Genomic DNA, 24,247 nt, shown 5'->3' on the forward strand with positions numbered 1-24,247 from the left:
TCAATTGGATCCGCCAAATTGGGTCCAGAGCTGGGGTGATCGAGTCAAATCGTCGCGGCGGGTTTGTGCTCTGCGGCAAATCTCTAACTATTTAATATCGAATGGCTTATTTGGTTTTTATAAGGCTGGTTTGTTGCTAGTTAGATACTGCTCTGAGTCACAACCAAAAACGCAGCCACTGGGGGCTGCGTTGGATCTATCGAGTTGGTATCAATTTCAGCTGATCTGGCGAATGATGTTGGCCAGACGGTCGATGCCGGGCTGAATTCGCTCGGTGGCAATGGAGGAGTAACCCAGCCGGAAGAAGTTCAGCGGTGGGTCTTTTCGCAGGAAATAGAAGTCACCGGATTCGATCACCACACCCCGTTCTCGAGCGCGCCGTTTGAGCTCTCGGGCATCCAGATTGGCAGGTCCCTTTACCCAATAGGAGGAGCCACCAAAGACTGGTGGTTCGGCCGATTCGGGCAGGTATTTGTGCAGCGCTTCGCCAACCTCTTTCCAGCGTTCTTCATAGACTTTGACCAGCGAACGAACCAGTGAATCATGGTAGCCGCGGGCCAGAAACAGACCCACGGCACGCTGATTGTTCATCGGTGGATGGCGCAGGATCAGTCGTCGTAGCCCCCGTATTTCGCGGATCAGCGCCTTCGGGCCCACCATGTAGCCCAACCGCAGGCCCGGTGACAGGGTTTTGGACAGGCTACCGATATAGATCACCCTATCGTTCTTATCCAGGCTCTTGAGGGCCGGGGTCGGGTTGGTGGCGAAGGTGGTTTCGCACTCGTAGTCATCCTCGATAATCAGGAAGTTATCCTTCGAGGCCTGTTCCAGCAGTGTCCGTCGACGCTCCATCGGCATCGTCACCGTGGTCGGGAACTGGTGGCTGGGGGTGGTGAAGATCAGGTCACAGTCGCGCAGCTGTTTGCCGACCTGGAGGCCGTCCTGATCGACGTCCAGGTTTTTGATCTGACTGCCGGTACAGTCGGCCATCTGCACCAGCTCGGGATAGCCCGGATCTTCCAGCCCAAAGCGGGTGTCCTGATTGAGCAGGATCCGCATAATCATATAGAGCGCGTGCTGGGCGCCGACGGTGATCAGGATCTCATCCGGATCGGCCCAAACGCCGCGACGGGGTAGCAGTCGGGTTCGAATTTGTTCGATCAGCAGCGAATCGTCGTCATCGTAGCGATCTCCCGACCATTCGTTTATCGACTGCACCGAGACCGATTCCTTGGAGCATTCGCGCCAGTGGTTGTAGGGAAACAGGTTGGGGTCCAGTTGGCCGTAGATAAACGGGTAGGGGTAGTCCTGCCAGCGGTGAACTTTGTAGAGCTTTCGCTGCGATGGCCGCTCTTTCAGATAGGCGTCCCAGTCCGGTTTGCTACCCGGATCCAGTTCAACCGTATCCTGCTCTTTCACCGAGCTTTTCAGGATCTCATCATTGACGTAGTAGCCGGCCCGTTTCTTCGAGATAAGGTAGCCGTCGTAAACCAGGTGCTCATAGGCCAGGATCACGGTATTGCGGGACACGCCCAGCATCTCGGCCAGTTTGCGGGTCGATGGCAGCGGAATATCCGGTGGCACATGCCCATCGATGATGGCTTTGCTGATCTGTTCGCGAATCTGTTGCTGGAGGCTGGATTCGCTTTCTGTGGAAAGATGAAACAGATGGTTGAGCATAGTCATTCTCCGCCGACGGCATGCAGCGAGGGCATGTCTTTTTATTGTAGGGTCCAGAATACGTTTGCCCAAGAATACAGGGTTAGTTCCAGCAACCAGTTTTGCTTAGTACCATCAAGTAAGGGGCTGTTTTGCCAGACTATCTTTATCTTCGAACCTAAAGCCTGTGCGGGTGTTAAACCGAATATAACGACAAGTTTCGGATAGTTAGTCGCCTGATCGATACGTTAAGCTCTTCCTTATACCCACCTAGCTGTACCAGAGAGGACCGAATGATTCGAGTACGAAGCTACCGATCTAGCTGTGGTGAGCTGTTGCTGGGTGACTTTCAGGATCGACTCTGCCTTTGCGACTGGCGCTATCGGCGTCGACGAGAAGCCGTGGACCGACGCTTGCAGCGTTATCTGCAGGCCGACTTTGAGCCCGGTGACAGCCAACTACTGCAGCAGACCGTCGCTCAGTTGGAGCAGTATTTTGCCGGCGATAGGCAAGTGTTCAGTGTGCCGTTGCGCTTTGCCGGCAGTGAGTTCCAGCAGCGAGTTTGGCAGGCCCTGGTTGAGATTCCTTACGGCGAGCGGGTCAGCTATCTGGAGCTGGCCAAGCGAGTGGGAGACGCGAATGCGGTGCGGGCGGTGGCGGCGGCCAATGGCGCCAATGCGCTGTCGATTCTGGTGCCCTGCCATCGGGTGGTGGCCAGTGATGGCGCCCTGACCGGTTATGCCGGAGGGCTACGAGCAAAACAGTATCTGCTGCAACTGGAGCAGCCGATCAGACAGGAGTCGTTATTTTGATTGCAGTAATCTTTGAGGTCTGGCCCGCCGAAGGGCGTATGGAGGAGTATCTGGACATCGCCGCCGAGTTGCGACCGTTACTCGACGATATCGATGGTTTTATCTCGATCGAGCGATTTTCCAGTCTGGTGGAGGATGGAAAAATCCTGTCGCTGTCGTTCTGGCGTGACGAGGAGGCGGTGCAGCAGTGGCGTAACCTGGCCGAGCACCGGGTCGCCCAGGCCAAGGGACGGGGTGGGGTGTTCAGGGACTATCGCTTACGGGTCGCGCAGGTCGATCGTGACTACGGCATGACCCAGCGAGAGCAGACCCCGAGCGATAGTGTTGCCGCCCACGACAATCGGTGAGTCGCATGCATGCCTTCGGGTGGGTAATCGATCAGCCCCAGTCGAGATAACTCTCCGGGTTGTCTCGGATCTCATTTAAGCGGTTGCGCAGCTTGTCGGAGAACGCCTTGGTGATCCGGGAGCGGGGCGTATCGACCGGGTAGAACATGCCGATCTTCAGCATGATCTGCGGATCAAAGCGGCGGAACACCACCTTGCCCGGTTGGGCGTAATGCTGGTAGCTGAGGATCGAGACCGGGTCCATGACACAGATTCCCAAACCTCGCTCGACAAAGGTCAGTGCCGGAATATAAAAGCGGGTCTGTAGCCGCACATTCATCCGGTGGCCGTTGGTTTCGAACTGGGTCAGCAGGTCGTGGAAGATCATATGATCCGGGTGCAGGGTGATCATCGGCTCGCCATCGAGCAGCTCGGTATTCAGAACTTCGTGCTCGGCCAGCGGATTATCGGCCGGGACGGCGACATAACAGGGTAGGTTGAAGCGGTCTTCCTTGGCCAGCTGGGATTGGTGCTGGGTGATCTCCGCCAGACCCATGTCGTACTGGTTGGAGGCGACCCACTCGGCCACCAGGTCCGAGGTTCGGGTTTGCAGCGACGCCTGGACCTTGGGATGCTCCTCCAGAAAGTCGGCTAGCAGCTCCGGCACAAAGAAGGTGGAGGGGCCGGGCATGCAGCCGATTCGTAGAAAGCCGTACTGCTTGTTCTGGATATCCTGCACCGTCTGGCTGACATCCTGGATCCGGCTGAAGATCGCCTCGATCTCTTTGTAGAGGTAGTCCGCTTCCGGGGTCGGGTGCAGGCGCTTCTTGTAGCGCTCAAACAGCTGAAAACCGATCTCCTCCTCCAGCGAGCTGATCATCATGCTGACCGCCGGTTGAGTCCGAAATAGCTGCTTGGCGGCCTGGGAGACCGAACCCGTCAGCATCACGGCGCGGAAAGCTTCCATCTGTTTCAGGTTCATGGTGTCACCCCAGTTAAATGATCATCATTAGTTTGACTGATAAACAGACAAAAACGTAAGCGATAAATTATGTTACCGATGGAGTGCTGTCCAGCTTCGAGCAGGTACTGACGTGTGATTAGGGTGGGTTGTGGAGCGAGCGGTGGCGCAGATTTTATCGATGGGGCTGAAACTGCCGGACTCCGGTCGGAGTCCGGCGAATCCGGTGATACCTTGGCGCCCCAGCGCAGGTATCACCTTGGATCATTCGAACGCTTACTTCTTGGCCTTGGCAGCCGCGTCCTTCATGATGTTGTAGGTCACTTTCATGTCGGAGACCCACTCCGGACCGTGACGGTAGTCGACCACCGCACCGATGTTCTGGTACTTCTTGATCACTTCCGGATCCTGCATCACCTTGGTGGTGGCAGCAGTCAGTTTCTCGACCACTTCCTGCGGAACACCCTTGGGAGCGAAGACGCCGGACCAACCGCCGAAGCTACCCTGGATGCCGTAGTCACCGAAGGTTGGAACGCCCGGGTAGTCGTCCATCTTCTGGTTGATAACCAGTGCGCGAGCGCGATCGGCCTTCACGTGCGGGCCGAAAGCCGGCGGGAAGGAGACGGCAGAATCGATATGACCACCGACGACGGAAACCATCGAGTCAGCAGCGCCTTTGGCGTGTACGTACTTGACCTTGTAGCCGGCCTGATCGGCAATGATGTTGGCCAGGATGGTGCCGGATGAGGACGCACCCCAGGAGCCTTGAGTCAGGTTGTTGGCCTTAGCACCGGCGATAAACTCGTCGAAGGTCTTGTAGGGGCTGTCTTTCGCTACAACCACGGCCAACGGGACCGAGGTCATCTTCAGGATCGGGGTGAAGGTATCAAAGGTATAGGGCGTTTTGCTGAAGTTCGGAGTCACCAGCATGTTGCTCAGACCCGCGTTGATCAGGGTGTAGCCATCTTTCTTGGCGTTAGCAACGAAAGAGGTGCCAACCACACCGCCACCACCGGCTTTGTTGATTACGACAACTGGAACACCCAGCTCTTTTTCAACGGCATCTGCCCAGATACGGGTAGTCAGATCGGAGTCACCGCCGGCACCCCAGGGTACGATCACGTTGATCGGCTTTTCCGGGTAGCCAGCCATGGCCGCGCTGGACAGGGATACGGCAACGGCGCCAGCAAGAGACAGCAGGGTAGTTTTTGTGTTTTTCATCATTTCATACCTTTACTTGTTTTTTTTATGTGTTTTCAAAAACCTTCGCGTTATGGAACCCAGGGTTCGATACGAAGAAACGGGTAACAGTTAGGTCGATTGGGCGCATTCCTCCTCTGTAGCCGGAGGGTTCTTGGCGGTCTTCTTCCGCATCCGCATACCGGAGTAGATGAAGAAGAAAGACAGCGCGATAAAGACCCAGGAGAACGGAGAGGCAAACAGCAGGTGGTACTCGGTACCCACGATCGCCAGTGCCTGGTCGAGATTCTGTTCAAAGAACGGCGTCAGGATGAAGCCGACGATAAATACGGCCGGATTCAGTCCCACCATCCGCATGCCGTAGCCCATTGCGGTGAAGGCGATCAGTACCAGGATGTCATCCATGTTCTGGCCGGCGGTGAAGGCGCCGGTGAAGGCAAACACGGTCACGCACGGGAAGATGTAGTAGCGACGTAGCGAGGCGACCTTGACGAAGAAGCTGAAGCCGGATTTGGCAATCCCCAGCAGGAACAGATCGGTGATCAGGAAGCCGGCAAAGATCGCGTAGATGGTTTCGGTGTGCTCGAAGAAGATCATCGGGCCGGGGGTCAGGCCGTGGATCAGGAAGGCACCCATCAGCAGGGCTGCGACATCGTCACCGGGGATGCTCAGGGTCAGCATCGGAATCATGCTGGAGCCACAGACCGCGTTGTTGGCGGATTCGGCGGCGGCGATACCCTCGACCGAACCTTTGCCGTATTTCTGCGGATTCTTCGAGGTACGCTTGGCTTCACCGTAGGCGATAAAGGCGGCGGTACTGGAACCCAGCCCCGGCAGGGCGCCGATAAAGGTGCCGATACCGCTGGACTTCAGAATGGTACGGAATACCGAGCGGAATTCGGGAAAGCTGATCCGATTGTCGGCCGGATTGGGCGAGCGGGTGATGGCAAGCTGATGATGAGGCACGCGACGACGGCGAATCACATTCAGCACTTCGGGCATCACCAGAATGCCGATCAGCATCGGGGTAAAGGTGAAGCCGGCCATCAGCTCGGTAAAGCCGAAGGTGAAGCGCGAGGCACCGGTAATCGACGACATACCGACCATCGCAAACAGCATCCCCAGGCAGCAGGACAGTAGACCACGTGGGATCGACTCACCGGCCAGGGTGCCGATCACGGTAAAGGCGAACAGCAGCAGGAAGACCTTCTCGATCGGGCCGGCTTGCAGCGAGATCGCGGAGATCGGGGCGGCCACCAGGATCAGTACCAGCGTGGCCAGCATCTCACCGGAAACCGATGAGAACAGCGAGATATCCAGCGCCTTGCCGGCTTTACCCGCCTTGGTCAGGGCGTGGCCATCCAGGGCGGTCAGGAACGAAGCCGCGGCACCGGGGGTGTTGATCAAGATCGCCGAAATGGAGCCGCCGTAGATACCGGCCTTATAGACCGCCAGCAGCATGGTGATACCGATGATCGGATCGACGTAAAAGGTCATCGGCAGGATGATCGCGATCGCCATGATCGCTGAGATGCCGGGAATGGCGCCGAAGATGATGCCCACCACGACGCCGGTGATGATACCGAGGATCGGGCCGACCGCCAGGATTGCGGAGAAACCGCTGAGAATATTGTCGAACATTGCTTATCTCCCGCTTAGGTCAAGGTCCAGGTGGGTAGGAAAACCCGCAGAAACTCTCTGGAGCCGTAAAAAATCAGCACGGGAGTGATGACCGAAATGGTGATCATCGGGACCCAGTTTCGACCGCCCAGCAGGATGGCGATTGCCAGCATGACGATCGGGGTGGTGATCAGGAATCCGAGGTGGGGAACGGCTAGCCAGTAGCCGATAAAGATGCCGATATAGACAAAGATACCGCCGAAGCCGTCGGTGATGATCTCTTCGCCGCCCTCTGGCTTGGCACCGGACAGCAGCGATTTGAGCGACTGAATTCCGATAGTAGCGGCAAAGGCGATGATTAGACCTGCGACGATGCGCGGCAGAAACATCGATCCGAGATCGGTTTCAGCGCCGCCTTCGACAAGGTTGTCGTTGGTCAGGATGATCACTGCGATGATGATCAGGAACGTTGATAAACCAACGTCGATTTTTCTTCTGTCCATTCTACTACCTGAAACTTTTTTATTTTTATCTGATCTCTGAAAGCCCCGTGATTCGTGGCTTTGGTGGCGCCTTAGGGCTAGTCGCCAGCCGGTAAATCGCGGGTAGAGATCGCTATTTCAATCCAGTGTAATCAAACTGAATATATAAACAATTCGAAAAAATATTTGATTATATAAGCCGAGCTTATGTTTTTTGTTCAGGATTTGAGCAATTGGAGATGGGGGCTGAGGTGTAAGCTATATATAAGCAAAATTGATGAAATCTTAAAAAAATAAGATTTGTAGTTATGTTTGTTCGGGGCAAATAATAATTTCAGCGTCTCGCAGCAGGATCAGAGCCTGAGGCGGCATGCGAAAGATAACAATAAAAGAAGCTCCCCGACCTAAGCACCTTCAGGTGTTGGCTGTCCTGCATCATGGCCTGAACCAGGCTCACTGATCCCTTCCTTTATTCGTTATCGCTACCAATTTAGCCAGGCCCGACACGGATTCTGTTCGTGAACTCAGGCGGCATCTTGCCGTTGATGGGCCGAAAACAACGAGAGCAGCGAGAACAGCATGATCCAACGCCAACACTCCAATCAGCGTATGAGCCAGCTGGTCAGCACCGCCGGACTGGTCTGGACCGCCGGCCAGGTCGCTAAAGACCCCTCCGAGGATATGGCTGGCCAGACCCGCCAGATCCTGGCCCAGATTGATGCCCTGTTGGCCGATGCCGGCAGTGATAAGCAACACCTGATCAGCGCCAATATCTGGGTTTCCGATATCCGCCAGTTTGCCCAGATGAATGAGGTGTGGGATGCCTGGGTCGACAGCGACCATGCACCGGTTCGCGCCTGTGTGGAATCGCGACTGGCTCGACCGGAACTGTTGGTCGAAATCCAGGTCGTGGCGGCCAAGGCTTAAGTATCTGAGGCGTGGTCTCCGACCCCGAAAACACCATGGAAAATCAACATATTGCTATTGTTGGCGCCGGCATCGTCGGGCTCTCCAGTGCGCTCTGGCTGCAGCGGGCCGGTTATCGGGTTACCCTGATCGATCGGGATGAGCCGGGCATGGGGGCTTCGTTTGGTAATGCTGGCCTGTTTGCCGACTATGCGCGGCTGCCGTTCACCAAATTTGCCCTGATGCGCAAGATGCCGGGCATGCTGCTCGACAGCACCAGTCCGTTGTCGATGCAGGGCAGTTACCTGCCCAAATTGCTGCCCTACGGTTGGGGGTTCTTCAAATCCTGTTTCCAGTCCCGTTATGAACATGGCCGGGCGGCGCTGACCGCGTTGCAGCAGCTGGCGCCGGAGGCGGATCGACAACTGCTGCAATGGACCAATGCCGAGTCCCTGATCAAGGCGAATGGCTGCCTGGCGCTGTTCGAATCGCAGCAGAGTGTTGAAGAGGCCCGCAACGGCGACATGGCCGAACGCCTGCAGCAGGGGGTTAAGCTGGAGTTTCTGGGGGCCGGTGAGGTCAATGAGATGGAGCCCGACCTGGCCGATTTCCACGCCGGCGGAGTTTTCTATCCCAACACCCGCTACACCGTCAGTCCGATCGCGTTGACCCAGAGCTACGCTCGCCACTTTGCCGACAATGGTGGGCGGGTGCTTCAGGACAGTGTCGAACAGATCATTGCCGGCAGCAATGGTTCGGGGGCCGGAGTCAGCCTGCGTTTAAGCCAGGGTGTCGAGCAGTTTGACCGGTTGCTTCTCTGTGCCGGTACCGCCTCCAAGGCGCTGCTCAAATCCTTGGGGTCTGACTTCCCGCTGGTCAGCGAACGGGGCTACCACCTGACCTTGGATACCGGCTCGAAAACCCTCAGCCGACCGGTCGGTTGGCTCGATAAGGCGGTCTTCCTGACACCGATGGACGATGGGGTGAGATTGGCCGGCACGGCCGAGTTCGCCCATGCCGATGCGCCGTTGAACCCGACCCGTGCCAGCGTGATGCTCAACCATGCTCGAGTGATGCTGGGGCAGGAGCCGAGCGTCAGCTCCACCTGGGTCGGCAGCCGTCCGTCGACCCCCGATTCGCTGCCGGTGATCGGGGCGTTGAAACGGCATCCACAGGTCAGCGTCGCCTTCGGTCACGGCCATCTGGGGCTGACCTTCGGCGCCGTCACCGGTCAGCTGATCAGCGAATCGATCCAGGGCAAGACGCCGTCGGTGGACCTGAGCCCGTTCTCGCCGGAGCGGTTTAGCTAATAATTCTGGGAATCTCTTGTTCGACCAGAGGTTCCTCATCAACCCATTCAGCGGGCCTGGGATACACTGATTACAGAAGCAGGTCCGGTCGAACCAATCGAATAAGAGAGCAACATTATGCTGATCAAAGGTGGAATCAATATCTGCGGTGTACCGCTCGGTGTTATCTCGCTGGAATCCTACTTTCCCAAGCCGGATGGTCATATCAAACACCCGGCCAGTTTCGATTTTCCGATCCTGTACAAGACCGTCCAGGGAGCGACCATCGATCGCCTGATCCGTGAGCGTGACCCGGAACTGCTCAAGCCCTTTATCGAAGCGGCCAAAGAGCTGGAGCGTGAGGGCGTCAAGGCGATCACCGGCAGCTGTGGCTTCCTGGCGCTGCATCAGAAGGCACTGGCCGATGCGGTCGATATCCCGGTATTTATGTCCAGCCTGATCCAGGTGCCGCTGGTTTCGCGGATGCTGAAATCAGACCAGAAAGTCGGTGTGGTGGTAGCCAACTCGGAAGCGCTGTCGATGGATCATCTGGTCGGTGTCGGTATTGCCGACGAGCCGCTGGTGGTGGCCGGTATGCAGCAGCAACCGCAGTTTGCCGAAGTGATTCTGCGCGGCGACACCAACGACCTGGATATGGACGTGTTCGAACAGGAGCTGAGCTCGGTGGTGGCCCAGATGCTACGCGACAACCCCGACGTGGGGGCGATCGTGCTGGAGTGCACCGACCTGTCCCACTTTGCTCCGAAATTGCAGCAGCGCTTCGGCCTGCCGGTGTTCGACCTGACCAGCCTGACCCGGATGGTCGCGGCGGCGGTGGAGCGCAAGATCGCTTAAGCTCTTGCTCTGCTTGCTGCGTTGTTGAAACAAAAAAGCCGATCAGTGGGTAGCTGATCGGCTTTTGTTGTTTGGATCGGCGCCAGTTAGGGCTCGGTTCGAACCTCTTGGATCATCCGATCGATGTAATTGAGAACATCGTTGCTGGCCTGCTCGGATGCATCCATGTGTGCGATGATCTCCTGGCGTAGCTGCTCATTCTGCTGCCAGTTGCCCTCGGATACCGCCAGTGCCTGCTGGACATGCTGATGGACCAGCTGGTGCGGGGTTTCGAGTTGCTTGTAGGCCTGGGTATGGCCGAAGTTGTCTTTGCCGTGGCCCTGGTAGTACCAGTTACCGAGACGGCACTGGGTGTGATTAACCTGGACGGCGTTGTACTCATCACCCTTATCCTGGGCGCCCAGCGCGATATAGCCGTTCTGCTTGAAGATCACATGATCGACCTTGACCAGCGAGCCGAAGGCCCGGTGTTGTACCTGGTTGACCAGAGTATGTGACTGTTGGGCCGTTTTCGCCTGGACCCTGAACTGATCTTTGAACTCATCGACCAGGACGTTGATCTCGGTGGTGAATTCGCAGGATGACTGGGCTTCCTTGGCCATCTGCTCAACCCGGTCGCTGAATCGAGCCAGGATCTCCGACACATCTTGAGCCGCAGACTTGGTGCGGTTGGCCAGATTTCTGACTTCGTCGGCGACTACGGCAAATCCGCGTCCCTGCTCACCGGCGCGGGCAGCTTCAATGGCGGCGTTGAGGGCCAGTAAATTGGTCTGCTCGGCGATCCCGGTGATCATACCCAGTACCTCGGTTACCTTGGCACTGTCATCACTCAGATCGGTAACCACCTTGAGCACGCTTTCGCTGTTGGTGGTAACCGAGTTGAGTCCACTGCTGATGGTGGCGACCGTCTGTTGGCTCTTCTGCGCCTTTTCGGCATTGGATTGGGCGATCTCTCGGACCTGGGTCAGGTCGTCATTGATAACCAGCAGGTCCTCCTGATTCTGTTTCAGGTTCAAGATCAGGTTGCCGGTATTGAGCTGGTGCAGTCCTGAGGCCAATTCATTCTTTGAGATCAGTTCGGCGTTGGTGCTCATCGCATCCAGCGCCTGGTTGACCATGATCAGCGAATGCTTGAGCTGGCCTTGCAGGCCGCGATGCTGGGCTCGGCGGTTATGGTCGCCTTCGCTGACCCGTTTAAAGCAGGTACCGACCTCTTTAAAGTAGGTCTCAACCCGATCGAGAAAGTCGTTTAGCTCCCAGGCCACCATGCCCAGTTCACCCATCCCTTTGGTGCGGGTGATCCGTTTGTGGATATTGCCTTTGCTGGTGTCGCGCAGGACATCCGCCATCCGCGAAAGAACCAGCAGGGCCCGATTACCGATAAGGACTGCGTAAACCGCCATCGCCAGACTGAGCAGCGGGTAGACCAGGACCGCTAATGAGGCATCGGCGAATACGGTCAAATAGATAGTGAAGACGATGTTAACAAACACGAACGCCCCGATTCCCCAGTCCAGCTGGGTTCGAATCATCGGAATCTTGCGGCTCGAGGAGGTCTGATTAGTTGCTGCGTATCCCATCGGTTATTCCCCCTCGTCCAGGCTTAAGATCAGTTCTTCGTACCCCAGGCCCAGCTCTTCGAGGACGCTGACCAGGTAGGCAAGGGATTTTTCGCAGGCCTCGGATGTGCGGCTGGCTCTCTCGATCTCCAGCATTTTTTTGTAGACCGGAACGATAGTGTCGATCGCTTTCTGGCTGGGACGGCGCCGGACCGAGTAGTAGCCAACCAGCTCGCCGCTGTCGTTGTAATCGCAGGTGATGTTGGCAAACACCCAGTAATAGCTTCCGTCTGAGGTAAGGTTCTTGACGTAGCCGAAGACTTCATGACCCTGCTTGAGTTCATCCCAGATGTACTTGAAGACGCCGCGGGGCATATCCGGGTGGCGGATAATATTGTGCTGGATCCCTAACAGCTGATCCTCAGGATAGCCGGCGATCTGCATGAAAACGCGGTTGGCATAGGTGATTTTTCCCTTGGTGTCGGTCTTGCTGACGATAAACTCATCGGCACCGAGTTTAATCTCTTTGTCCCGGGGCGTTATTTTTGGCTTCATATTCTTACCTTTGACTAAAGCGAAATTCCAAAGGGAAATAGATGCTTTATCGATAGTGCGGTGCGGCTGGCCGCATGTTGTGACGCTAATTTAGCGATTTTGGGGGTTACGGCTGTCTCTACGCAAGCCTAGTACCGGATCCAAGTATCAATCCTTGGTCGTAGGCATAGACGATTGGATTGTAGTAAAGGATCTGATGGGGAATTTTCAGCAGCCAGAAACGAAAAAAGCCGACCAGTTAGTGACTGATCGGCCTTCCTGTAAGTTGGTAGCGGGGGCCAGATTTGAACTGACGACCTTCGGGTTATGAGCCCGACGAGCTACCAGGCTGCTCCACCCCGCACCAGAGATCTTTTCAGTGGTAGCTAAATGATCTGAAAAGAATTTTCGTTGGTAGCGGGGGCCAGATTTGAACTGACGACCTTCGGGTTATGAGCCCGACGAGCTACCAGGCTGCTCCACCCCGCATCAACGAGGTGGCAGATACTAGAGATGTGGGATCGCTTTGTCCAGTCTTTTTTAACTGGATTCGATAAAATCTTATTGATTCAGAGCTATTCGGACGGGCTGGCTGTTTCGGGGGGTAGAAAGCGCTGCTCAAATTCCGAGCACGCCAGCGGGCGGCCAAGTAGGAAGCCTTGGGCCTGATTGCAGCCCAGCTGTTGCAGGTAGTTCAGCTGAACCTGGGTTTCCACCCCTTCGGCGACCACATCCAACTGCATGTTTTTAGCCAGGGCCACGACAGATGAGACGATCGCTTTGTCGTCCTCGTCCTCGGGTAGATCCATGATGAAGGAGCGGTCAATCTTCAAGGTCGAGATCGGGAACTGTTTCAGATAGCTTAACGAGGAGTAGCCGGTACCGAAGTCATCAATCGCCAGAGTTAGCCCCATCTGTTCCAGGTCTTTGAGGACCGATGTGGAGGTTTCGGCATTTTCCATCAGTACGCTTTCGGTGATCTCCAGTTCCAACGCCGCAGGGTCCAGTTGGTTTTCCTTGAGAGTTCGAGCAACCAACTCGGGGAGGTCTCGGTTGAACTGGCGAGCCGAGACATTGACGGCGATCTTCATCTGGGTCAGCCCTCGCTGATGCCATTGTCGGAGCTGCTTGGTCGCCTGACTCAATACCCATTCGCCAATCGGGACGATCAATCCGGTATCTTCGGCCAGCGGAATAAAATCACCCGGTGAGATCATGCCACGTTCCGGGTGGTGCCAGCGGATCAATGCTTCAGCACCGACTAAGCTGCCGTCGATCAGATTGAATTGGGGTTGGAAGTGCAGTAGCAGCTGATCTTTTTCCAAGGCCTGACGCAGATCCGCTTCCAGCATCAGTAACCGATAGCTGTACTCGTTCATATCGGGGGTATAGAACTGGTAGGTATTGCGACCGGCTTCCTTGGCTCGATACATCGCCGAATCTGCACATTTCATCAGTCCCTCGACGGTAGTGGCATCTTCGGGATAGAGGCTGATACCGATACTGACCGACGGGAACAATTCAATTCCCCTTACGGTCATCTTCTCTGACAGGATTTCCAGGCACTTACGCGCCACCACTGCGGCATTTTCGGTATCCGGGATACCTTCCAGGATGATGGTGAACTCGTCGCCGCCCATCCGGGCGACGGTGTCTTCCTTGCGAATACCCGCCGCCAAACGCTTGGCGACCTCCTGGAGCATGCCGTCACCGATATCGTGGCCCAGACTGTCGTTGATGTTCTTGAACCGATCCAGATCCAGGAACAGCACCGCAATCCGATGGCCTTCCCGCTCACTACGATCGATCGCATGCTCAAGACGACTGTTGAACAACGAGCGGTTGGAGAGTTCGGTCAGGTCGTCGTGGCTCGCTTGGTATAGCAGCCGCTCTTCGTTCTCCCGCAGTTGCCGTTCAGTCTCTAGGTGCTCGGTCATGTCCCGAGCGACTTCGATAATACCTTCGAGCTTGCCGTTCTCGCCCCAGAAAGGCGAGGCATCCAGTTCGACCGTGGCAATTCTGTCATCCTTGAGGTGGTGCTCGTGCACCACGGTAACCGGTTTTTCCGACTCCATCACATCTCGCAATGGACAGGGGTGCTCGTCGCCGCTACAGGGAACGTCGGAATGGTGGGATACCTGATGACAATAGAGCACCGATTTCGAAGCCAAGTGTTCAGGGATATTCTGCCTGGCAACGCTGTTGGTCATGATGATGCGGTAATTGGTATCGATCACCATGATCGGATCTACCACACCGTCGATAACGGTCTGCAGAAACTCCTGCTTACGCAGCAGAGCCTGTTCCGCCTGTTTTCGTTCCGAGATGTCTTCCACCACCGCCAGGTAGAAGTGCTCATTATCCAGCGTCAGATCGTTAACGTTGAGCTCTAGCGGAAAGATTTCGCCGTTCTGGCGTTGGCCATTGACCTCGACGCGATTCAAACCTTCGGTAGAATTGGGGCCTGACCGGATAAATCGGATCAGCTTTCGAAGCTGAGAAAAGCGACCTTCCGTGGGCAGCAGATTCAATGCAGAGGTATTGGTCAGCCGCTGTTCCGGGTATCCGAAAATCTGTCCGCTGGTACGGTTAGCCTCGCGAACCCAGCCTTTTTCATCTATCACGACGATACCCTCGCCGCTGGACTCAAAGATGGCCCGGCTGCGCTGTTCGCTATCGCGCAGGGTTTGATCGCGGGATTCCACCGCCTCGGCCATGCTGTCGAAGGCGTTGGCCACCGCCGAGATCTCATCGTTGCCCCGACTGTTGATCCGAACCCGGTATTCCCCTGAGGCCATTCGACTGCTGGCTTGGGTGAGCAGTTTCAAGCGATTGAGGATGTTGTGCTTGAGCAGCCAGAAAACCGCCAGGAAGGTCATCAAAAATGCGGCGAAATAGGTCGCGATCGATCCCCATAGATGCTGATTGATCCGCTCCTCCAGCAGGGTGCTGGGCAGCTTGATGCTGAGAATTCCACGCAGTTCGCCCAGCTGATAGCCGAACGATTGGGTGTAGAGGGTTTGGATGGAAAGCGGTGCGTCCTCGCGTTTACCGTGACACTGGAGGCAGCTTTGGGTTATCCATAGCGGTGAGGCGTAGTGGTAGAAACTGCGACCCTGCTCGTCTTGGAAGTAGCGGATCCGCTGTTTGACTTGCGGATTTTTTCTGAAAAAGGCCATCGCCTCGAGTTCAACGTTATCCGCTTGTTGTTTGGGGTTTCGGGGGCGGTCTGAAACGTTGTTGAAAGAGAGGCCGGATTTGACCCAGTTGTTAAACTCATCCGAGATTCGATTCAGCGCGTGGGCAGGTAGGAAGCCAACGGTTTTGTCGTTGAGCGGAACTCCGCTTGTAATAAACTGGTGACGATAGACCTTTCGGGTGGCGCGCAGCACCCCTTGAATCGTAGTCGCTTCGTTCTTGAGGTTGGCAATAATCTCTTCGCGGGCGTTTTGATAGTCGTAATAGATTACCGCGCCGAAGGAGCAGATAAACACGAGGCCTATCGTGATCAGTAGCTTGGACTTGAGTGTCAGATTCACTCCTGAGCTCCCCGTTTCTCGCCGAACTGGGTCCCTATCTTTTGGCTACGAACAGCTTCCACCACGGCGTCATCGAAGGAAGAAACTACCCGAGTACTGCTTCAAACTGGTTCGGTGCTGTAGCTGCTGAGGCTATCAGGAATCACCGCGCCAACGCCAGTGATTGCCACCCCTTTGAGTGATCTGTTGTGGCCGGTGAGTTGAAGCCTTGAGGGAGCATCCGTTTCGCAGCCGCTACGAATCAGCTTTTTCTGAAGGGCGGCAGTCACTAGACCGCATTGTTATTCTCGGGCTACACCGCTCCAGGAGGGGATTCCGCGTTACGGCTGTGTGAACGGATCTGCTGTTTCTGGTACTGGGTGATTGCGGCAGACAGTTTACGTTGGATTATGGCGTCGAGATCCAGAGTCCGGCAGCGCAGCACCAGATCTCGACGATCCAGTACCTGCAGTCGCAATGGAATAGGGTTGTTGCGATGGCCGATGTACAGGATGCCATGCAGCTCAAGGCTGTCTTTCAAGGGAGATTTCGGATCGGCAAGCTCGAAGGCAATACCGCTGACGGAGAGGTTCATGATTCGAACCTGTTCGCCCTCGATCAGCAGTGACAAGGCACCGTTATCCTCGGGGGTAACCCGATAGTTTGAGCGCTTGTTGTCGATCTCGCAGCGGACATATAACTGTTCGTCGGTTTTATTGCTCTTCCAAAACATGAGCTTGTGTAACCAGTTCATTGACGCTCCTGATACCCGGCGATAGAACTTTTATCGACGAGTGCGGCACAATCTGAAGGATTTAACCGCTATACGCTTGGGAAAAATGATCAGTACCGGTTAATCGTCTAAGCGTGAAGGCCGGCCCTCAGACAAGAATTATGCCCTTTTGAGCCAATCTCGGCTCGATTCTAGGCGGCTAACTTGACGGCCATCAAGCGCTGTTATTGCCAAGCCGCTGGTGTCGAATTAACATGTTCGAATATTTGTGATGGAATCACACCTATGCCATTGACCCTTCGCCGACAAGCAGGACGCAGCCCGTTGATCTACGGGCTGGTGGCGCTGTTGTTGCTGTCGCAGCTTGGTGGTCCGCTGGTCGCAGCAGCGATTCAGCATGAAGGTGGTGAAGGCCGTTGGGTTCAGGTCTGTTCCCTGCAGGGGATCCAGCTGATCCAGGTCGGTGAAGACGGTGAGATTCCCAGTTCCGAACAGCGCGCTCAGGGCTCGATGCAGTGTCCTCTGTGTTCGCTCTATCAGCTGTTCAGTTGTGCGGTTCCTTCAAGCGGCGGCTTTGAGTCATTTGATTCGGCACCGATTGGCCCACAGCTAACGCACCTCTCGGGCGATGGCCCCGATCCTTTTTTAAGTCCGCTCCATCCAAGGGCTCCGCCGCTGGCTTGATGCCGCGACGGGCCTGTGGATCGGTCCCCTTTGTCCAAGTTTGATGTTGTTGTGGGCGGATAACCTGGACTTTCAGATCAATTGTTGTGGGTTGATACTGAGCTTTTCCGATCTACCGGCCTGTTCCTAACCGTACTCCTTTTTTGACGACCAACATGATGCTTAGCATTGCCGGGTTGCAACGATTCCGATGAATTGCGCACCGCTGCCGTTTGGTCTATCGAGCCTGGGTTGCCGGGCTTTTCTATTGAGCGACTAAAATACGATGAAAAAAATTCTTGTACTGATGGCCAGCCTGCTGGCTCTGCCGGTCATGGCCGGTGAAGTAAGTAACCCCTATCTGCGCGCCAGTGCCCCCGGTGCTCCAAACAGTGCCGGTTTTATGGTGATCAGCAATCCGACCGATCAAGAGCTGGCGCTGGTAAGGGCTGAAGCTGATCTGGCTAAAAAAGTCGAACTGCACAACCATGTCAATGACAACGGTGTGATGCGGATGCGTCAGGTCGAGAAGATCGTGATTCCGGCCAATGGCCAGGTCGAGCTGAAGCCGGGCGGCTTTCACGTCATGATAATGGGCTTGAACAAGCAGCTGAAGCCGGGTGAGCAGGAGAGCCTGACGCTGCACTTCTCAGACGGTAGCAGCCAGACCCTGAATGTGCCGGTCAAGAAGGTCCAGCCGATGATGCATGCTGGTGGTAACAAGATGCAGCACGATATGGCTGGTGGCATGAAGAAAGAGATGCACAAGCACTAATCGCTCGGTGTGGGTGGGGCAGCGTCAGACGCTGCCGTATTGTTCACCCTGCGCCAACCAGCGACGGATAATCCCGTCGCAATTTTGCGGCAGCAACTCGACTTGGGCGGCTGCCGCTTTGACTCCCTCCAACAGATCTCCGTCCCGATCCAGATCCGCGATTCGAAACTGCATCATTCCGGTCTGCCGGGTTCCCAAGACCTCCCCAGGTCCCCGCAACTCAAGATCCTTCTCCGCAATTCGGAAGCCGTCGTTGGTTTCGCGCATCACCTGCAGACGCTCACGACCTTGCTGCGACAACGGCTTGTGGTACATCAATACGCAGTGGCTGGCGACCGAGCCGCGCCCGACCCGACCACGCAACTGGTGTAGCTGGGCCAGCCCCAGCCGTTCTGGATTTTCGATGATCATCAGGCTGGCATTGGGGACATCGACTCCCACCTCGATCACGGTGGTGGCGACCAACAGATCAAGCTCACGCCCTTTGAACGCGTCCATCACCGCCGCTTTTTCGGTGGCTTTCATGCGGCCGTGGACCAGGCCAATCCGTAACTCCGGCAGGGCTTCGGTCAGCTCCTGGGCGGTAACCTCGGCGGCCTGGCACTCGAGCACCTCGGACTCTTCGATCAGGGTGCAGACCCAATAGGCTTGGCGACCCTCGCGACAGGCGGCGCGGACCCGCTCGACCACCTCGGCACGGCGTTCATCGGCGATCAGTACCGTGTTGACCGGCGTTCGGCCCGGCGGCAGTTCGTCGATCACCGAACAGTCCAGATCGGCGTAGGCGCTCATGGTCAGGGTTCGGGGAATCGGGGTGGCGGTCATGATCAGCTGATGCGGAACCAGCCCGCTGGCCCGGCCTTTCTCCCGCAGCGCCAGCCGTTGGTGGACGCCGAAACGATGTTGCTCGTCCACCACCACGGCACCGAGATTGTGGAACTGAACCTCGTCCTGGAACAGCGCATGGGTGCCGACCACCACCCGGGCCGTACCGTCGGCGATCCGCGCCAGGGCTTCGGTGCGTTTCTTCCCCTTCAATCGGCCGGTGAGCCAGTCGAGCTGGATCCCCAGCGGTTCGAGCCAGTTGCTGAAGTTGAGCATATGCTGCTCGGCCAGGATCTCGGTTGGAGCCATCACCGCGGCCTGATAACCGGCCTCGATCGCTTGCAGCGCTGCCAGCGCGGCAACCACGGTCTTACCGGAGCCGACATCGCCCTGGACCAGTCGCAGCATCGGCAGCGGTTGGCTCAAGTCTGAGGCGACCTCTTGCCAGACCCGGTGTTGGGCGCCGGTAAGCTGAAACGGCAGCTGGGCCAGAAATTGCTGAGTCAGCGTGCCGCCCGGTGGCAGCCCCGGTGCTGCATGTTGCTGCTGTTGGCGACGCAACCGCACCAGGCTGAGCTGGTGGGCCAGCAGCTCCTCAAATGCCAACCGACGTTGGGCCGGATGCCGTGACTCGCTCAGCTGCAGCAGGTCGGTGCCGACCGGTGGGTGGTGCAGGTAGCGTACCGCGCTAGTCAGGTCACTGAGGTCGAACTGCTGGTGGAGGCTTTCGGGTAGCCACTCGGGTAAGCCCCCCTGTTGCTCCATGATCGCCAGGGCCTGTTCGCAGAGGCCGCGGATTCGCGGTTGGGTCAGACCCTCGGTCGCCGGATAGATCGGAGTCAGCTGCTGTTCGGTGGGCTCGAAGGCGTCATCTTCAACGGCTCGATATTCGGGATGATAAAGCTCCAGGCCGCTACTGCCGACCCGGGCTTCGCCGAAGCAACGCAGGGTCATCCCCGGTTTGAGATTGTTCTTCTGGGCCGCGCTGAAGTGGAAGAAGCGCAGCGCCACGCCTCCGCTGGCATCACGCAGCTTACAGCGCAGGCTCCGTCGCCGCCCCAACTGCACATCGCAACTGATCAGTTGGCCCTGGATCACCGCCTCGTCGCCGGGGCGCAACTGGCCGATGGGCACCACCCGGGTGCGATCCTGATAGCGGATCGGCAGGTGGAACAACAGGTCCTGCAGACTCTCCAGGCCGAGCTTTTCGAGCTTCTGCTGCATCGCGGCGCCGACCCCTTTCAGGCGGGAAACCGAGATCTGGTCCAGCGTGCGTACTTGAGTTGAGGCCATGGTTTAGCGCCCAGCCGGGCAGAGCCGGATCGAATCGCACAGCAGATCGATCGCTTTAGGCCGGGGGAAACTGGTACGCCAAGCCAGCGCCAAAGTCCGCTTGGGTACCGGGGGGTTGAACGGTACCACCTTGGCCAGCTTGGGCGGATGGTCCGGGTCGATGGCGGAACGGGGCAGTACGGTGGAACCCAGCCCGGTAGCGACCATATGGCGGATGGTTTCCAGCGAGCCGCCTTCGGTGATCAGGTTGTTTTCCGACCCCAGCCCGGAGCAGGCTTCGAGCACCTGATCACGGAAGCAGTGGCCCTCACCGAGCATCAGCATCGGGATCTGTTCCAGCTCCTCCGGATCGAGCCGCTCCCGTTCACTCCAGGGGTGGTCCTCGGGTAGCAGGGCCACGAAGGTTTCGTCGTAAAGCTCGCGGACCAACACGTCGGGGGCTTCGAACGGCAGCGCGATAACGATCGCATCCAGCTCGCCTGCCAGCAGCTTTTCACGCAGCTTGTGGGTGAAATTCTCTTCCAGATAGAGCGGCAGGTTTGGGGCCTGCTGCCGGATTCGAGGTACCAGATGGGGGAACAGGTAGGGCGCGATGGTATAGATGGCGCCGAGTCGTAACGGGGTGGTCAACGGATCGCGGCCCAGTTGGGCCAGTTCTTCGACCCGTTTGGCTTCGTTGAGCACCTTGCGGGCCTGCTCGATGATCTGTTCGCCGCTGGGCGTCAGTTGTACCCGGTTCTTGTGGCGCTCAAACAGGGCTACACCCAGCTCGGATTCCAGCTTCTTGACTGCAATACTCAGCGTGGGTTGGCTGACAAAGCAGCGCTCGGCGGCACGCCCGAAGTGGCATTCGGTGGCCAGTGCGACGATGTAGCGCAGTTCGGTCAGGGTCATAAGGAATCTCCGCAAGCCGGGACTGGTTCGCCGCGGGAGGGTGACATCCCGGAACGGAGAGTCCAAACTGTCGAACTGATCAAATTCAATTGCTTGGCGCCATACTTATCGTACGAGTCAGCGCAGAGCTTGGGGTAGAACGCAGCGCAATAGGAGTAAGGCATCGTGGCGACAGTGCTACTGGTCGGTTGTGGCAAAATTGGTACCGGGCTCGGACTGCAATTAAGCCGGGCGGGGCACCGTTGTTTTGGGTTGAAACGTCATCTTAATCAACTGCCTGAGGCAATCCAAGGGATCGCTGCCGATGTCACCGACCCGGTCTCTCTCGAAGGGTTGCCGCAGCACCACTATCTGGTGTTCTCGTTGGTTCCCGCTGCTTATAGCGCCGAAGGATACCAACAGGCCTATGTCGAGGGGCTGCGTAACCTGTTACAGGCCTTACGCGAGCAACAGTTGTGTCCCAAGCGTATTTTCTTCGTTTCCAGCGCGGCGGTTTATCACCAGCGTGACGGCAGTTGGGTCGATGAGTCGAGCCCGACCGAGCCGACCGGCTTCAACGGCCAGGCGATGCTTGATGCCGAGCAGCTTCTGGCCGACTCCGAGTTTATCGGCACCAGTGTTCGCTTCAGCGGTATCTACGGTGCCGGCCGTGAGCGGATTCTCAATTGGGTCCGTCAGGGGGTGACGGCGTTGCCCGAGCCTTGCCAGTACGGCAACCGAATCCACCAGCAAGACTGCATCGGCGTGCTGCGTTTTCTGATCGAACAGGATCAGGCAGGACAGTCGCTGGCACCGATCTACCTGGCATCGGACCCCAATCCCGCGCCCTACCATGAGGTGCTGGATTGGTTGCGACAGCGCTTGGCTGTCGAGGTGGCGCCACAACCGGAAGATTTCAGCCAGAAATTGCGAAGCGGCAGCAAACGTTGCAGCTCGAAGCAGTTGCAGGCATTGGGCTACCAGTTCCAGTATCCGGACTATCGGGCTGGGTTTGAAGCCATGATCGCGGCCGCCGACTGAGTGTTGGGTCGCTCAACTTGAGCGGTGAAAGTCGTTCCACAAACTAACTAGCAGGTTAGATCCAGGTCTTACACAGGGAGAAGCACAATGAAGCAGATTGCAGTCATTCTGTCCGGTTCGGGTGTATTCGACGGTTCGGAAATCTATGAGTCGGTTTTGACGTTGTTGAACATCGAGCAGCAAGGCGCCAAGTATCACTGTCTGGCGCCGAATGTGGATCAGATGCATGTGGTCAATCATTTGACCGGTGAGGTGGCTGAAGGTGAGCAGCGTAATGTGTTGGTCGAGGCTGCCCGCTTGGCCCGGGGTGAGATCAAGGCGCTAAGCGATGCCAACCCGGCCGATTACGATGCGCTGATCATCCCGGGGGGCTTCGGCGCGGCTAAAAACCTGTCCAACTTTGCCGTGGCGAGTAGCGACTGCGAGGTCAACCCGGAGGTGGCCAGCTTCACTCAGGCGATCCACTCAGAGGGCAAGCCGGTGGGCCTGATCTGTATCGCCCCTGCCATGGCTCCGAAGCTGTTCGGTGCCGATGTGCTCTGCACTATCGGTAAGGATCCGGATACCGCCTCGGCCATCGAGGCGATGGGAGGTCGACATCAGGCCTGCGAAGTCAGCGAAACAGTGATCGACCGAGACAACAAGGTGATCACCACCCCGGCTTATATGCTGGCAGGGTCAATCTCCGAGGCGGCATCGGGAATCGGTAAGCTGGTTGAGGAAGTCATTTCGATGGCCTAGCCCGTCGTTGTTCGATGTGAAGGGGGGGAGCCGAGGGGCCCCCCATTGACTGTCGAACCAATTTGATAGGGCTTTTAGTCGAATCTGGACTCACGAAGGCCGTTTCTTTTTTGCTATCCTACGGTCGCAATTTTGACGGACAGAGCTGTTGTGAATACCACCAACCTGTTAAAAACCATCGCCGAGGCCCGCCCGGAACTGCGTAAGTCCGAGCAGAAAGTGGCCGACTACGTGCTGGCTCACCCCAAAGAGGTGATCCATATGCGGATCGTGGATCTGGCTTCAGAAGCCCAGGTCAGCGAGCCAACGGTGGTGCGTTTTTGTCGGGCGCTGAACTACGATGGCTTTCAGGACTTTAAGCTGACTTTGGCTCAGGTGCTGGCCACCAGCTCCAACTTTGAGCAGTTCTCGCTCAACAAGAAGGACAGCGTCAGCGATTTCAAATCGAAAATCTTCGATTCCACCATCGGTAACCTGCTCAATATCAAAGAGGAGCTGGATGCCGATACGCTGGAGCAGGCGATCGATTCGCTGGCACTGGCAAAGCGGATCGAGTTCTATGGCTTTGGTGCCTCGGCGGCGGTCTGTACCGATGCGCAGCACAAATTCCACCGACTCAAGGTCAACGCGGTGGCCTATTCGGATCCGCACCTGCAGTCGATCGCGGCGGTCACCTTGTCCGAGGGGGATGTGGTGGTGGCGGTTTCCCAGACCGGCCGCACCAAGGATCTGCTTCACTCGTCCCGGCTGGCATTGGCCCAGGGGGCTCAGGTGATCGCGCTTTGCCCCAGTAATACGCCGTTGTCGGAGCTGGCGACGGTGCCGATCCATATCGATCTGGAAGAGGATAAAGACCTCAGTGCCTTGATGTCCTCACGGGTTGTTCAGTTGGTGGTGATCGACGTGCTGGCCGTCGGCTTGGCGATGAAGCTGGGGCCGGGGGTGATCGATCACCTTAAGACCATCCGTCGTAGCCTGCGTTCGTTGCGCCAGAACGAAAAGCGACCGGCTACTCGGGTCGAAAAGTAACCTTCCTCGGGCCGCACCGGCCCGTCTGCCCCGGCCTTCGAGCGCCTGTTCAGGTCTGGTTTTCTCCTGGTAGAGATCAATTACGCGGCTGAAATGCTGCACAGCAGCTTGTATTTCCACCGAAGCTGTGAGAAAAAATTGCTTGTGGGTTGGGCCCTGTGTCGTTCCTGCAGTCTCTAGCGACGGTTCGATCAAGAGTCCGCTTCCGGGGTTGTCACCGAAAGGTCACATTACAGCCCTAGAATTCTGCCCTGCTTGATTATCTTGATATGGAGTCGCTGCCATGATGAGACATGATCACCAGCTGGAAGAAATTCACAACCGTGTGTTCGACGCTGCGATGGAGGTTGAATCCGAAACGCAGCAGGCAACCAAGAAAGCTGCCAGCCTTCGCAATCTTCGCGCCCGCCGGGCGATAGAATCCCACTTCGAAGAGAAAGAACTTAAACGTAATCTGTGCGAATACGATTTCGACTGATCGTTGGTGCTACTTCGCACCGGGATTTAATCGAATCGTTCCCTAGATGACTGGCCCCGTCTGGGGCCGTCAGCG

The 24,247-nt window shown here is 56.9% G+C and carries 22 protein-coding genes and 2 tRNA genes; 11 read left to right on the forward strand and 13 right to left on the reverse strand.

Features of this window, described 5'->3' with window-relative positions:
* Positions 1-216 precede the first annotated feature (216 nt).
* A complete protein-coding gene (gene pdxR / locus DV711_RS15770) occupies positions 217-1,680 on the reverse strand; it encodes a MocR-like pyridoxine biosynthesis transcription factor PdxR (protein WP_114696674.1) in 1,464 nt (487 codons plus the stop codon).
* A 272-nt stretch (positions 1,681-1,952) separates the two neighbouring features.
* Here pdxR and DV711_RS15775 point away from each other — a divergent pair, with 272 nt between their 5' ends.
* Together DV711_RS15775 and DV711_RS15780 are read left to right on the forward strand one after the other, a co-directional pair.
* A complete protein-coding gene (locus DV711_RS15775; RefSeq protein ID WP_114696675.1) occupies positions 1,953-2,471 on the forward strand; it encodes a methylated-DNA--[protein]-cysteine S-methyltransferase in 519 nt (172 codons plus the stop codon).
* Positions 2,468-2,818 carry an antibiotic biosynthesis monooxygenase family protein gene (locus DV711_RS15780; RefSeq protein WP_114696676.1) on the forward strand — a complete coding sequence of 117 codons (351 nt, stop codon included), beginning with the start codon at positions 2,468-2,470 and terminating at the stop codon, positions 2,816-2,818. The genes DV711_RS15775 and DV711_RS15780 overlap by 4 nt, the downstream gene beginning before the upstream one ends.
* Before the next feature lie 31 nt (positions 2,819-2,849).
* Here DV711_RS15780 and DV711_RS15785 read toward each other — a convergent pair whose 3' ends face one another.
* From DV711_RS15785 to DV711_RS15800, 4 genes are all read right to left on the reverse strand, one after another.
* On the reverse strand, positions 2,850-3,779 hold the full coding sequence (locus DV711_RS15785; protein ID WP_114696677.1) for a LysR family transcriptional regulator: 930 nt from the start codon (positions 3,777-3,779) through the stop codon (positions 2,850-2,852).
* Positions 3,780-4,034: 255 nt separating this feature from the next.
* Positions 4,035-4,979: a Bug family tripartite tricarboxylate transporter substrate binding protein gene (locus tag DV711_RS15790; RefSeq protein ID WP_114696806.1), complete on the reverse strand. Its 945-nt coding sequence runs from the start codon at positions 4,977-4,979 to the stop codon at positions 4,035-4,037.
* 90 nt (positions 4,980-5,069) lie between these two features.
* Complete coding sequence (locus DV711_RS15795) at positions 5,070-6,599, reverse strand: tripartite tricarboxylate transporter permease (protein ID WP_114696678.1); 1,530 nt, start codon at positions 6,597-6,599, stop codon at positions 5,070-5,072.
* Between the two features lie 14 nt (positions 6,600-6,613).
* Positions 6,614-7,081, reverse strand: a complete 468-nt coding sequence (locus DV711_RS15800) for a tripartite tricarboxylate transporter TctB family protein (RefSeq protein ID WP_114696679.1) — start codon at positions 7,079-7,081, stop codon at positions 6,614-6,616.
* Between the two features lie 558 nt (positions 7,082-7,639).
* Here DV711_RS15800 and DV711_RS15805 point away from each other — a divergent pair.
* The 3 genes from DV711_RS15805 (at position 7,640) to DV711_RS15815 (ending at position 10,110) form a co-directional block, all read left to right on the forward strand.
* Complete coding sequence (locus DV711_RS15805) at positions 7,640-7,987, forward strand: RidA family protein (protein ID WP_114696680.1); 348 nt, start codon at positions 7,640-7,642, stop codon at positions 7,985-7,987.
* Positions 7,988-8,022: 35 nt separating this feature from the next.
* Complete coding sequence (locus tag DV711_RS15810) at positions 8,023-9,276, forward strand: NAD(P)/FAD-dependent oxidoreductase (protein ID WP_114696681.1); 1,254 nt, start codon at positions 8,023-8,025, stop codon at positions 9,274-9,276.
* 117 nt (positions 9,277-9,393) lie between these two features.
* A complete protein-coding gene (locus tag DV711_RS15815) occupies positions 9,394-10,110 on the forward strand; it encodes an aspartate/glutamate racemase family protein (protein ID WP_114696682.1) in 717 nt (238 codons plus the stop codon).
* 86 nt (positions 10,111-10,196) lie between these two features.
* Here the strand turns inward: DV711_RS15815 and DV711_RS15820 are convergent, their stop codons facing one another.
* From DV711_RS15820 to DV711_RS15845, 6 genes are all read right to left on the reverse strand, one after another.
* Complete coding sequence (locus DV711_RS15820) at positions 10,197-11,690, reverse strand: methyl-accepting chemotaxis protein (protein WP_114696683.1); 1,494 nt, start codon at positions 11,688-11,690, stop codon at positions 10,197-10,199.
* A gap of 3 nt (positions 11,691-11,693) precedes the next feature.
* The gene (locus tag DV711_RS15825; protein ID WP_114696684.1) at positions 11,694-12,224 is read right to left on the reverse strand and encodes a PAS domain-containing protein; all 531 of its coding nucleotides are present in this window, start codon (positions 12,222-12,224) and stop codon (positions 11,694-11,696) included.
* A 266-nt stretch (positions 12,225-12,490) separates the two neighbouring features.
* A tRNA-Met gene (locus DV711_RS15830) sits at positions 12,491-12,567 on the reverse strand.
* A gap of 48 nt (positions 12,568-12,615) precedes the next feature.
* Positions 12,616-12,692, reverse strand: a tRNA-Met gene (locus DV711_RS15835).
* 86 nt (positions 12,693-12,778) lie between these two features.
* Entirely contained in the window at positions 12,779-15,742 is a 2,964-nt protein-coding gene (locus DV711_RS15840) for an EAL domain-containing protein (RefSeq protein ID WP_114696685.1), read from the reverse strand.
* Between the two features lie 292 nt (positions 15,743-16,034).
* The gene (locus DV711_RS15845) at positions 16,035-16,475 is read right to left on the reverse strand and encodes a PilZ domain-containing protein (RefSeq protein WP_114696686.1); all 441 of its coding nucleotides are present in this window, start codon (positions 16,473-16,475) and stop codon (positions 16,035-16,037) included.
* 264 nt (positions 16,476-16,739) lie between these two features.
* Here DV711_RS15845 and DV711_RS15850 point away from each other — a divergent pair, with 264 nt between their 5' ends.
* Both DV711_RS15850 and DV711_RS15855 read left to right on the forward strand, forming a co-directional pair.
* Positions 16,740-17,138: a DUF2946 family protein gene (locus tag DV711_RS15850; RefSeq protein ID WP_114696687.1), complete on the forward strand. Its 399-nt coding sequence runs from the start codon at positions 16,740-16,742 to the stop codon at positions 17,136-17,138.
* A gap of 265 nt (positions 17,139-17,403) precedes the next feature.
* Positions 17,404-17,892 carry a copper chaperone PCu(A)C gene (locus DV711_RS15855; RefSeq protein WP_114696688.1) on the forward strand — a complete coding sequence of 163 codons (489 nt, stop codon included), beginning with the start codon at positions 17,404-17,406 and terminating at the stop codon, positions 17,890-17,892.
* A gap of 24 nt (positions 17,893-17,916) precedes the next feature.
* Here DV711_RS15855 and recG read toward each other — a convergent pair whose 3' ends face one another.
* On the reverse strand, positions 17,917-20,010 hold the full coding sequence (recG, locus tag DV711_RS15860; RefSeq protein ID WP_114696689.1) for an ATP-dependent DNA helicase RecG: 2,094 nt from the start codon (positions 20,008-20,010) through the stop codon (positions 17,917-17,919).
* Between the two features lie 3 nt (positions 20,011-20,013).
* Positions 20,014-20,904, reverse strand: coding sequence for a LysR substrate-binding domain-containing protein (locus DV711_RS15865; RefSeq protein WP_114696690.1), 891 nt, complete (start codon positions 20,902-20,904; stop codon positions 20,014-20,016).
* A 165-nt stretch (positions 20,905-21,069) separates the two neighbouring features.
* Here DV711_RS15865 and DV711_RS15870 point away from each other — a divergent pair, with 165 nt between their 5' ends.
* The 4 genes from DV711_RS15870 to DV711_RS15885 all read left to right on the forward strand — a co-directional run bounded on the left by DV711_RS15870 (position 21,070) and on the right by DV711_RS15885 (position 24,172).
* Entirely contained in the window at positions 21,070-21,924 is an 855-nt protein-coding gene (locus tag DV711_RS15870; protein WP_243633847.1) for an SDR family oxidoreductase, read from the forward strand.
* A gap of 87 nt (positions 21,925-22,011) precedes the next feature.
* Complete coding sequence (gene elbB / locus DV711_RS15875) at positions 22,012-22,665, forward strand: isoprenoid biosynthesis glyoxalase ElbB (RefSeq protein WP_114696692.1); 654 nt, start codon at positions 22,012-22,014, stop codon at positions 22,663-22,665.
* Positions 22,666-22,815: 150 nt separating this feature from the next.
* Positions 22,816-23,694 (forward strand): SIS domain-containing protein, encoded by an 879-nt coding sequence (locus DV711_RS15880; protein WP_114696693.1) that lies wholly within the window; start codon positions 22,816-22,818, stop codon positions 23,692-23,694.
* A 283-nt stretch (positions 23,695-23,977) separates the two neighbouring features.
* Entirely contained in the window at positions 23,978-24,172 is a 195-nt protein-coding gene (locus DV711_RS15885) for a PA3496 family putative envelope integrity protein (RefSeq protein WP_114696694.1), read from the forward strand.
* Positions 24,173-24,247: the final 75 nt, after the last annotated feature.

The sequence above is a fragment of the Motiliproteus coralliicola genome (assembly GCF_003345655.1).
Lineage (GTDB): Bacteria > Pseudomonadota > Gammaproteobacteria > Pseudomonadales > Balneatricaceae > Motiliproteus > Motiliproteus coralliicola.

What these genes read in the sequence shown, in the direction of transcription:
- pdxR (WP_114696674.1), bottom strand. Translation starts at nt 1,680, where the DNA reads ATGCTCAACCATCTGTTTCATCTTTCCACAGAAAGCGAATCCAGCCTC.
- DV711_RS15775 (WP_114696675.1), top strand. Translation starts at nt 1,953, where the DNA reads ATGATTCGAGTACGAAGCTACCGATCTAGCTGTGGTGAGCTGTTGCTG.
- DV711_RS15785 (WP_114696677.1), bottom strand. Translation starts at nt 3,779, where the DNA reads ATGAACCTGAAACAGATGGAAGCTTTCCGCGCCGTGATGCTGACGGGT.
- DV711_RS15790 (WP_114696806.1), bottom strand. Translation starts at nt 4,979, where the DNA reads ATGAAAAACACAAAAACTACCCTGCTGTCTCTTGCTGGCGCCGTTGCC.
- DV711_RS15795 (WP_114696678.1), bottom strand. Translation starts at nt 6,599, where the DNA reads ATGTTCGACAATATTCTCAGCGGTTTCTCCGCAATCCTGGCGGTCGGC.
- DV711_RS15800 (WP_114696679.1), bottom strand. Translation starts at nt 7,081, where the DNA reads ATGGACAGAAGAAAAATCGACGTTGGTTTATCAACGTTCCTGATCATC.
- DV711_RS15805 (WP_114696680.1), top strand. Translation starts at nt 7,640, where the DNA reads ATGATCCAACGCCAACACTCCAATCAGCGTATGAGCCAGCTGGTCAGC.
- DV711_RS15810 (WP_114696681.1), top strand. Translation starts at nt 8,023, where the DNA reads ATGGAAAATCAACATATTGCTATTGTTGGCGCCGGCATCGTCGGGCTC.
- DV711_RS15815 (WP_114696682.1), top strand. Translation starts at nt 9,394, where the DNA reads ATGCTGATCAAAGGTGGAATCAATATCTGCGGTGTACCGCTCGGTGTT.
- DV711_RS15820 (WP_114696683.1), bottom strand. Translation starts at nt 11,690, where the DNA reads ATGGGATACGCAGCAACTAATCAGACCTCCTCGAGCCGCAAGATTCCG.
- DV711_RS15825 (WP_114696684.1), bottom strand. Translation starts at nt 12,224, where the DNA reads ATGAAGCCAAAAATAACGCCCCGGGACAAAGAGATTAAACTCGGTGCC.
- DV711_RS15845 (WP_114696686.1), bottom strand. Translation starts at nt 16,475, where the DNA reads ATGAACTGGTTACACAAGCTCATGTTTTGGAAGAGCAATAAAACCGAC.
- DV711_RS15850 (WP_114696687.1), top strand. Translation starts at nt 16,740, where the DNA reads ATGCCATTGACCCTTCGCCGACAAGCAGGACGCAGCCCGTTGATCTAC.
- DV711_RS15855 (WP_114696688.1), top strand. Translation starts at nt 17,404, where the DNA reads ATGAAAAAAATTCTTGTACTGATGGCCAGCCTGCTGGCTCTGCCGGTC.
- recG (WP_114696689.1), bottom strand. Translation starts at nt 20,010, where the DNA reads ATGGCCTCAACTCAAGTACGCACGCTGGACCAGATCTCGGTTTCCCGC.
- DV711_RS15865 (WP_114696690.1), bottom strand. Translation starts at nt 20,904, where the DNA reads ATGACCCTGACCGAACTGCGCTACATCGTCGCACTGGCCACCGAATGC.
- elbB (WP_114696692.1), top strand. Translation starts at nt 22,012, where the DNA reads ATGAAGCAGATTGCAGTCATTCTGTCCGGTTCGGGTGTATTCGACGGT.
- DV711_RS15885 (WP_114696694.1), top strand. Translation starts at nt 23,978, where the DNA reads ATGATGAGACATGATCACCAGCTGGAAGAAATTCACAACCGTGTGTTC.